The 9,184-nt window shown below is 71.4% G+C and carries 1 protein-coding gene; it reads left to right on the top strand.

Going from position 1 to position 9,184, the window contains the following annotated elements:
- A partial coding sequence (locus G4D85_RS48110; RefSeq protein ID WP_164021814.1) for a non-ribosomal peptide synthetase occupies nucleotides 1-9,184 on the top strand: 9,184 nt, incomplete at both ends.

A 9,184-nucleotide genomic window follows, 5' to 3' on the forward strand; every position in this document is an offset into this window, starting at 1 on the left:
GCCTTCACCGAGCTGGTGCGCCGTCACGAGTCGCTGCGCACCACCTTCCATGCCGACGCGGGCCACCCCTTCCAGCGCATCCACCCGCCCACGCCCTTCCACCTGTCCCGGGTGGACCTGAGCGCACGCGAGGACCGTGAGGCCGAGGCCCGCCGGCTCGTCCTGGAGGACGCCGCGCGGCCCTTCGACCTCGCCACCGGGCCGCTGCTGCGCACCGCCCTGCTGCGCTTGTCCGAGCGCCAGCACCTGCTGGTGCTCAACTTCCACCACATCGTCTCCGACGGCTGGTCCACCGACGTGCTCGTTCGGGAGGTGGCCGCCCTCTACGAGGCGCTCCGCCAGGGCCGTCCCTCCCCCCTGCCGGCGCTGCCGGTGCAGTACGCCGACTACGCCGTCTGGCAGCGCGACTGGCTGCAGGGCGAGGCGCTGGAGCAGCAACTGGGCTGGTGGAAGCAGCAACTCGCCGGGGCACCCCATGCCCTGGAGCTGCCCACCGACTTCCCACGTCCGCCTGTCCAGACCTCCCGTGGCGCCACGCTCCACTTCCAGCTCCCTCGCGAGCTGAGCCGTGCGTTGGAGGCGCTGTGCCAGAAGCAGGGTGCCACCCTCTTCATGGGCCTGCTGGCCGCCACCCAGGCCTTGCTGGCCCGCCACTCCGGCCAGCAGGACATCGTCCTCGGCTCGCCCATCGCCGGCCGCCGCTTCTCCGAGCTCGAAGGCCTCATCGGCTTCTTCATCAACACCCTCGCCCTTCGCGCCCGCCTGGACGACAACCCCTCCTTCACCACCCTGCTGGGCCGCGTCCGGGAGACCACCCTCGGCGCCTTCGCCTATCAGGACGTGCCCTTCGAGAAGCTCGTCGAGGAGCTGCAGCCCCAGCGAGACTTGAGCCGCTCACCACTCTTCCAGGCGATGGTCGTCTTCCAGAACGCCATGGACACGGCGGCCAGGGACCCGGGCCGAGGCACTTCGTCCGCACAGGACGCCCTGGCGATCCGTTTTGTCGAACTCGAGGACACCAGCGCCAAGTTCGACCTGACCTTCTCCTTCGTCAGCACGCCGGAAGGCCTCGCCAGCTCGCTCAACTACTGCGTGGACCTGTTCCGCGAGGACACCGCCCGCCGCCTCACTTCACACCTGCGGGCCCTGCTGGAGGCCGTCACCGCCCGGCCCGAGCAGCCGCTGCTGGAGGTGCCGCTGCTCTCCGCCGCCGAACGGCACCGGGTCTTGCGCGCCTGGAACGACACCGCGGCCGGCTTCCCGGTGGACTCCACGTTCCACCACGTCTTCGAGCACCAGGCCGCACTCACCCCCGACGCGCCCGCCGTGTGCTTCGAGGAGGACGTCCTCTCCTTCGCCCAGCTCAACGCACGCGCCAACCAACTGGCGCACCACCTGCGCTCGCTGGGCGTCGGGCCCGACGTCCCGGTCGCCTTCTGCCTGGAGCGCTCCGCCGAGGCCGTCGTCGCGCTGCTGGGCGTCATGAAGTCCGGAGGCGGCTACGTCCCGCTCGACCCGGCGTGGCCCCTCCAGCGCCGCACCCTCACGCTCCAGGACTGCCGTGCCCCCGTGCTGCTCACCCGGCAGGCCCTCGTTGACGGGTGGCACCCCGCCGGGGCACGCGTGCTGTGCCTGGACACCGAGGCCGCGCTGCTCGCCTCGCGGCCCACCCACGACCCGGCGCCCGTCACCTCCGCGGCCAACCTCGCCTACGTCATCTACACCTCGGGCAGCACGGGGACGCCCAAGGGCGTGATGATTCAGCACCACTCGGTGCTCAACCTGCGCCACGCCCTGCGCCAGTCCGTCTACGCCGGCCAGCCCGCCGGCCTGCGCGTCAGCGTCAACGCGCCCCTCTCCTTCGACGCGTCCGTCAAGCAGCTCGTCCAGTTGCTGGACGGCCACTGCCTGTTCCTCGTCCCCGACGTCATCCGCCAGGACCCGCGGGCCCTGGTCGACTGGGTGCGCCGTCACCGCGTCGACGTCCTCGACTGCACGCCTTCGCTCCTGCGCCTGATGCTGCAAGAGGGGCTTCTCCAGGGCGAGACAGCGCCCCGGCTGCTGGTGCCCGGCGGTGAGTCCCTCGACGAGGCCACCTGGCTGGAGCTCGCGGCGGCTCCGGCCACCCGCACCTTCAACGTCTACGGCCCCACCGAGTGCACCGTGGACTCCACGGCCTTCGGCGTGCGCACCGGCACCCGGCCCACCATCGGCGGGCCGCTGGCCAACGTGCACACGTACGTGCTGGACGCCTGGCTGCGGCCCGTGCCCGTGGGTGTCCCGGGAGAGTTGTTCATCTCCGGCGCCGGGCTGGCCCGCGGCTACCTGCACCGTGCGGACCTCACCGCCGAGCGCTTCCTGCCGGACGCCTTCAGCCCCACCCCCGGCGCGCGCATGTACCGCACCGGCGACAAGGTGCGCTGGCTGGCCGACGGCACCCTCGACTATCTGGGCCGCACCGACTTCCAGGTGAAGCTGCGCGGCTTCCGGATTGAGCCAGGCGAAATCGAGTCCGTGCTCGCGCTGCACCCCGCCGTGCACCAGGCGGTGGTGCTGGTGCGGGAGGACGTGCCCGGCGACAAGCGCCTGGTGGCCTGGTTCTCCTCGCGCACCCAGCCGCCCGCGTCCTCCGAGCTGCGCTCCTTCCTCAAGGAGCGGCTGCCCGAGTACATGGTGCCCTCCGTCTTCGTGCCCTTGGAGTCACTGCCGCTGACGCCCAACGGCAAGGTGGACCGCAAGGCCCTGCCCGCGCCGGAGGCCTCGCTGCTGGCCTCCTCCAGCGCCTACGTCGCACCGGCCACGCCCACCGAGGAGCAGCTCGCCGCCGTCTGGGCCCAGGTGCTGCGCGTGGAGAAGGTGGGCCGTCACGACGACTTCTTCGCTCTCGGCGGCCACTCACTGCTCGCCACCCAGGTGGTGGCGCGCATCCGCACGGCGCTCGGCGTGGAGCTGCCCCTGCGCGCGCTCTTCGAGTCGCCCACCCTGGAGCAGCTCGCCCTCCAGGTGGAGAAGGCCAGCCACTCCACCGGCATCCCCGCCCTGCGGCCCGTGCCGCGCCAGGGCTCCCTGCCGCTGTCCTTCGCCCAGCAGCGGCTGTGGTTCCTGGACCAGCTCCAGCCAGGCGGCGCCCTCTACAACATCCCCACCCCCTTGAGGTTGGAGGGTGCGCTGGAGGTGGCCGTCCTGGAGCGCGCCTTCACCGAGCTGGTGCGCCGTCACGAGTCGCTGCGCACCACCTTCCATGCCGACGCGGGCCACCCCTTCCAGCGCATCCACCCGCCCACGCCCTTCCACCTGTCCCGGGTGGACCTGAGCGCACGCGAGGACCGCGAGGCCGAGGTCCGCCGCCTCGTCCTGGAGGACGCCGCGCGGCCCTTCGACCTCGCCACCGGGCCGCTGCTGCGCACCGCCCTGCTGCGCTTGTCCGAGCAGCAGCATGTGCTGCTGCTCAACCTCCACCACATCGTCTCCGACGGCTGGTCCACTCCCGTGCTGATGAGGGAGGTGGCCACCCTCTACGAGGCGTTCCGCCAGGGCCAGCCCTCGCCGCTGCCCGAGCTGCCGGTGCAGTACGCCGACTACGCCGTCTGGCAGCGCGGCTGGCTCCAGGGCGAAGCGCTGGACGCGCAGCTGGGCTGGTGGAAGCAGCAGCTCGCCGGGGCACCCCATGCCCTGGAGCTGCCCACCGACTTCCCGCGCCCACCCGTCCAGTCCTTCCGCGGTGCGACGGTGCACTTCCAGCTCCCGCGTGCGCTGAGCCGTGCGTTGGAGGCGCTGTGCCAGAAGCAGGGTGCCACCCTCTTCATGGGCCTGCTGGCCGCCACCCAGGCCCTGCTGGCCCGCCACTCCGGCCAGCAGGACATCGTCCTCGGCTCGCCCATCGCCGGCCGCCGCTTCTCCGAGCTCGAAGGCCTCATCGGCTTCTTCATCAACACCCTCGCCCTTCGCGCCCGCATGGAGGACAACCCCTCCTTCTCCGCCCTGCTGGGCCGCGTGCGTGAGTCCACCCTCGGCGCCTTCGCCTGCCAGGACGTGCCCTTCGAGAAGCTCGTCGAGGAGCTGCGGCCCCAGCGAGACCTGAGCCGCTCGCCTCTCTTCCAGGCGATGGTCATCCTCCAGAACGCCTCGGAGGCCTCGGCGGGAAGCCCTGGCGCAGCCTCCTCCGCGCGTTCGAAAGAGGTCCTCGCCATCCAGCCCGTGGAGGGGGAAGGCAGTGACGCCAAGTTCGACCTGACCTTCGCCTTCGTCAGCACGCCGGAAGGCCTCGCCGGCTCGCTCAACTACTGCGTGGACCTGTTCCGCGAGGACACCGTCCGCCGCCTCGCCTTCCATCTCCAGCGCCTGCTGGAGGCCGTCACCGCCTGGCCCGAGCAGTCGCTGCTGGACGTGCCCCTGCTCTCGGCCGCCGAGCGCCAGACGCTGCTGGTGGAGTGGAATGACACCCGCACCCCGCTGCGCCGCGGCCTGCTGCACCACCTCGTCTCCGCCCAGGCCGCCCGCACGCCCGATGCGCTCGCCCTCGTCGCCGGAGAGGTGCGCCTCTCCTACCGTCAGCTCGACGCGCGCGCCAACCGCCTCGCCCACGCCCTGCACGCCCAGGGCGTCCGGCCCGAGGTGCGCGTCGCCGTCCTCCTGGAGCGCAACGCCGACCTGCTCGTCGCGCTGCTGGCCATCCTCAAGGCCGGTGGCACCTACGTCCCGCTCGACGCCAACTACCCGCGCTCACGCCTGACGTACACCCTCGCCGACTCCCAGGCCCGCCTCCTGCTCGCCCACCGGCCCCTGCTCGACTCCCTCCAGCTCGACTCCCAGGCCCTCTCCACCCTCTGCCTCGACTCGCTGCCCGAGGGCTTCGACTCGCGACCCGACTCCCCTCCAGAGTCCTCCGTGGGCGAGGACAACCTCGCCTACGTCATCTACACCTCGGGCAGCACCGGGCAGCCCAAAGGCGTGGCCATTACGCACGCCAACGCCACCGCCTTCCTCGACTGGGCCACGGGTACCTTCTCCCCCGCCCAGCTCGCCGGCACCCTGGCCGCCACCTCCATCTGCTTCGACCTGTCCGTCTTCGAGCTCTTCGCCCCGCTGACGTGCGGCGGCGCCGTGCTGCTGGCGCGCGACGCGCTGGCGCTGCCCTCGCTGCCCGCCGCGCGGGAGGTGACGCTCCTCAATACCGTGCCCTCGGCCGCCGCCGAGTTGCTGCGGCTGGGCGCCATTCCTCCCTCCGTCTCCACCGTCAACCTCGCCGGAGAGCCGCTGCCGGGCGCGCTGGCGCGCGGCCTCTACGCCACGGGCACCGTCCAGCACGTCTTCAACCTCTACGGGCCTACCGAGGACACCACCTACTCCACCTTCACCCGCGTGCCCGAGGGCCCCGGCGAGCCCACCATCGGCCTGCCCCTGCCTCAAACCAGCGCCTACATCCTCAACCCCCGCCTCCAGCTGCAGCCAGTGGGCGTGCCCGGTGAGTTGTACCTGGCCGGCGCGGGCCTGGCCCGTGGCTACCTCGCCCAGCCCGCCCTCACCGCGGAGCGCTTCGTGCCGGACGCCTTCAGCCCCACCCCCGGCGCGCGCATGTACCGCACCGGGGACCTGGTGCGCCGACGAGCCGATGGCCAGCTGGAGTACCTGGGCCGCACCGACTTCCAGGTGAAGGTGCGCGGCTTCCGTATCGAGCTGGGTGAAATCGAAGCCTCCCTCCGCCAGTACCCCGGCGTGCAGCAGGTGCTCGTCATGGCCCGCGAGGACGTGCCCGGCGACAAACGCCTGGTGGCCTACGTGGTACCGCCGGCCGGCGTCGACGCCGACGCCCTGCGCACCCACGTGCGCAAGAGCCTGCCCGACTTCATGGTGCCCTCCGCCTTCGTCCCCTTGGAGGCGCTGCCGCTGACGCCCAACGGCAAGGTGGACCGAAGGGCCCTGCCCGCACCCGGGGCCTCGCTGCTGGCCTCCTCCAGCACCTACGTCGCGCCGGCCTCTCCCACCGAGGAACGGCTGGCCTCCATCTGGGCCCAGGTGTTGCGCGTGGAGAAGGTGGGCCGTCACGACGACTTCTTCGCCCTCGGTGGCCACTCGCTGCTCGCCACCCAGCTCGTCTCCCGCGTGCGCTCCACCCTCGACGTGGAGCTGCCGCTGCGCGCCCTCTTCGAGGCCCCCACCGTCGAAGGCCTGGCCGCTCGCATCGAGTCCGCACGGCACGCCGCTCCCCTGAGCCGTGCCCCCGCCATCGTCCCCGTACCGCGCTCCGGCCCGCTGCCGCTGTCCTTCGCCCAGCAACGCCTGTGGTTCATCGACCAGCTCAGCCCGGGCCTTGCCGCCTACAACATGCCCGCCGTCGAGTGGCTGAACGGGTTCGTCGACCCGGAGGCCCTGAGGCGCAGTCTCGAAGAACTGGTGCAGCGTCACGAAGCGCTGCGCACCACCTTCGTCCAGCACGAGGGCCAGCCCGTCCAGCGCATCGCTCCCCGAGCCGAGCTTCCCCTCCGCCTGGTGGACCTGAGCGGCCTCGCGCCAGCAGCCGCACAAGCGGCGCTCCAGCTTCAGGTGGGTGAGGAGGCGCAGGGGTCCTTCAACCTCGCCACCGGCCCGCTGGTGCGCGCGACGCTGTGGAAGCTGGGCTCCGACTCGCACGTGCTGCTGCTCAACATGCACCACATCGTCTCCGACGGTTGGTCCATGGGCGTGCTGGTGCGCGAGGTGATGGCGCTCTACGAGGCCTTCAGCCAGGGCCGGCCCTCGCCGCTGCCTCCACTGGCGCTCCAGTACGCCGACTACGCCGTCTGGCAGCGTGACTGGATGCAGGGCGCGGTGCTCGAAGAGCAGCTGGCCTGGTGGCGCCAGAAGCTGGCGGGCCTCACCCCGCTGGAGCTGCCCATCGACAAGCCGCGTCCGCCCGTGCAGACCTTCCGGGGCGACCAGGTGCACGTCGGCCTGTCGCCCGACGTCTCCAACACGCTCAAGGCGCTGTGCCAGCAGGAAGGCGCCACGCCCTTCATGGCCCTGCTGGCCGCCTTCCAGTTGCTGCTGGCCCGCTACTCCGGCCAGCGGGACATCAGCGTCGGCTCACCCATCGCCGGCCGCCAGTACGGCGAGCTGGAGGGACTCATTGGCTTCTTCGTCAACACCCTGGTGATGCGCGCCCGGGTGGAGGCCCCCGACTCCTTCCGCACCCTGCTGCGGCAGGTGAAGGAGTCGGCGCTGGGCGCGTATGCGCACCAGGACGTGCCCTTCGAGCGACTGGTGGAGGAGATTCAGCCCACGAGAGACCTGGGGCGCACCCCGCTCTTCCAGGTGCTCTTCGTCCTGCAGAACACTCCCACCCCCTCGCCCACGAAGCAGCAACGGGAGCCAGCGACAGGGGCGGCGCCGCCGCAAGTGGAGCGGCAGTCCCCCGCGGCCAAGTTCGAGCTGCACCTGGGCCTGGAAGACTCGCCTGAGGGCTACCAGGGGACGCTGGGCTACAACACCGACCTGTTCGAGTCGGACACGATTCAGCGCATGGCGGAGCACTTCCGCACATTGGTAGCAGCCGTCGTCTCCCGGCCCGACGCGCCTCTGGGATCGCTGTCCATGCTGCCGCAGGCCGAGCGCCAGCGGCTGCTCGTGGACTGGAACGCCACTGCCTCCGAGTACCCGCGCACCTCCACCCTGCCCGAGGTCTTCGCGCAGGTGGTGGCGCGTCATGCCGACAAGGTTGCCGTCGAGTTCGCCAGTGAGCTCCAAGGTGAGCTCGGAGCCTCGAAGCTCACCTATCGGCAGTTGGATGAGCGCGCCAACCAGCTCGCACACCACCTGCGCGGCCTGGGCGTCTCCACCGACTCGCGCGTGGCCATCGCCCTGGACCGCTCGCTGGAGCTGATTGTCTCCCTCGTTGCCATCCTCAAGGCCGGCGGCGCCTACGTCCCGCTGGACCCGTCGTATCCGCGCGAGCGCCTCGCCGCCATGCTGGAGGACGCACGCCCCACGGTGCTCATCACCACGCGCGAGTTGCTGGAGAAGCTGCCCACCGAGGGCCTCTCGACCGTAGTGCTTGGGGAGGTGTCCGTGGAGGGACAGCCCACGTCCGCGCTTCCCGTGGCCGCGCTGCCCCAGAGCCTTGCGTACATCGACTTCACCTCCGGCTCCACCGGTAGGCCCAAGGGTGTCGGAACTCCGCACGCTGCCGTGCTGCGCACCCTCTTCGGCGTGGACTACGCGCACCTGGGCCCGGATGAGACGTTCCTGCTCATCGCTCCGCTGTCCTTCGACGCCTCCACCCTGGAGCTGTGGGGGCCGCTGCTCCACGGCGCGCGGCTCGTCGTCTTCCCGCCGCACTCGCCGTCGGACCTGAAGTCGCTGGAGGACGTGCTCACGAAGCACGGGGTCACCACGCTGCACCTGACCGCCGGCCTCTTCACCCAGGTGGTGGACCACAACCTGCCCGCCCTGCGAGGGGTGAAGCAACTGCTCACCGGAGGCGACGTGGTGAGCGCCCCCCACGTGCGCCGCGTGCTGGAAGGAATGCTCATTCCGGTGACGGCCTGCTACGGCCCCACCGAGTCCACCCTCTTCGCCTCCTGCCACCGCATGACGTCGGTGGAGCACGTGGGCGCCTCCGTTTCCATCGGCCGGCCCATCGGCAACACCCAGATGTACGTCCTGGACGGCTCCGGCCAGCCGGTTCCCGTAGGCGTCACGGGTGAGCTGTTCATCGGCGGCGACGGGGTGTCTCGGGGCTACCTGGAGCAGCCCGCCCTCACCGCCGAGCACTTCATGCCCGACGCCTTCTCCTCCACGCCCGGAGCCCGCCTCTACCGCACGGGAGACCTCGCCCGCTGGCGCCGAGACGGACTGCTGGACTTCCTGGGCCGCGCCGACGCCCAGGTGAAGGTCCGGGGTTACCGCATCGAGCTGGCCGAAGTCGAAGCTGCGCTGCTCGCCTTCCCCGGGGTGGGCCAGACCGTGGCCGTGGTGCGCGAGGACGTCCCCGGTGACAAGCGCCTGGTCGCCTACGTCGCCGCTTCCGAGACGCTCGACGTGGCCGGGCTGCGCGCCTTCATCAAGGAGCGCCTGCCCGAATACATGGTGCCGTCCGCCGTCGTGCGGCTGGACGCCCTGCCTCTCACGGCCAACTCCAAGGTGGACCGCAAGGCGCTGCCCGCGCCCGACGTGACGAGGGCCTCACTGGCGGAGTCCTACGTCGCGC

The sequence above is a fragment of the Pyxidicoccus trucidator genome (assembly GCF_010894435.1).
GTDB lineage: Bacteria > Myxococcota > Myxococcia > Myxococcales > Myxococcaceae > Myxococcus > Myxococcus trucidator.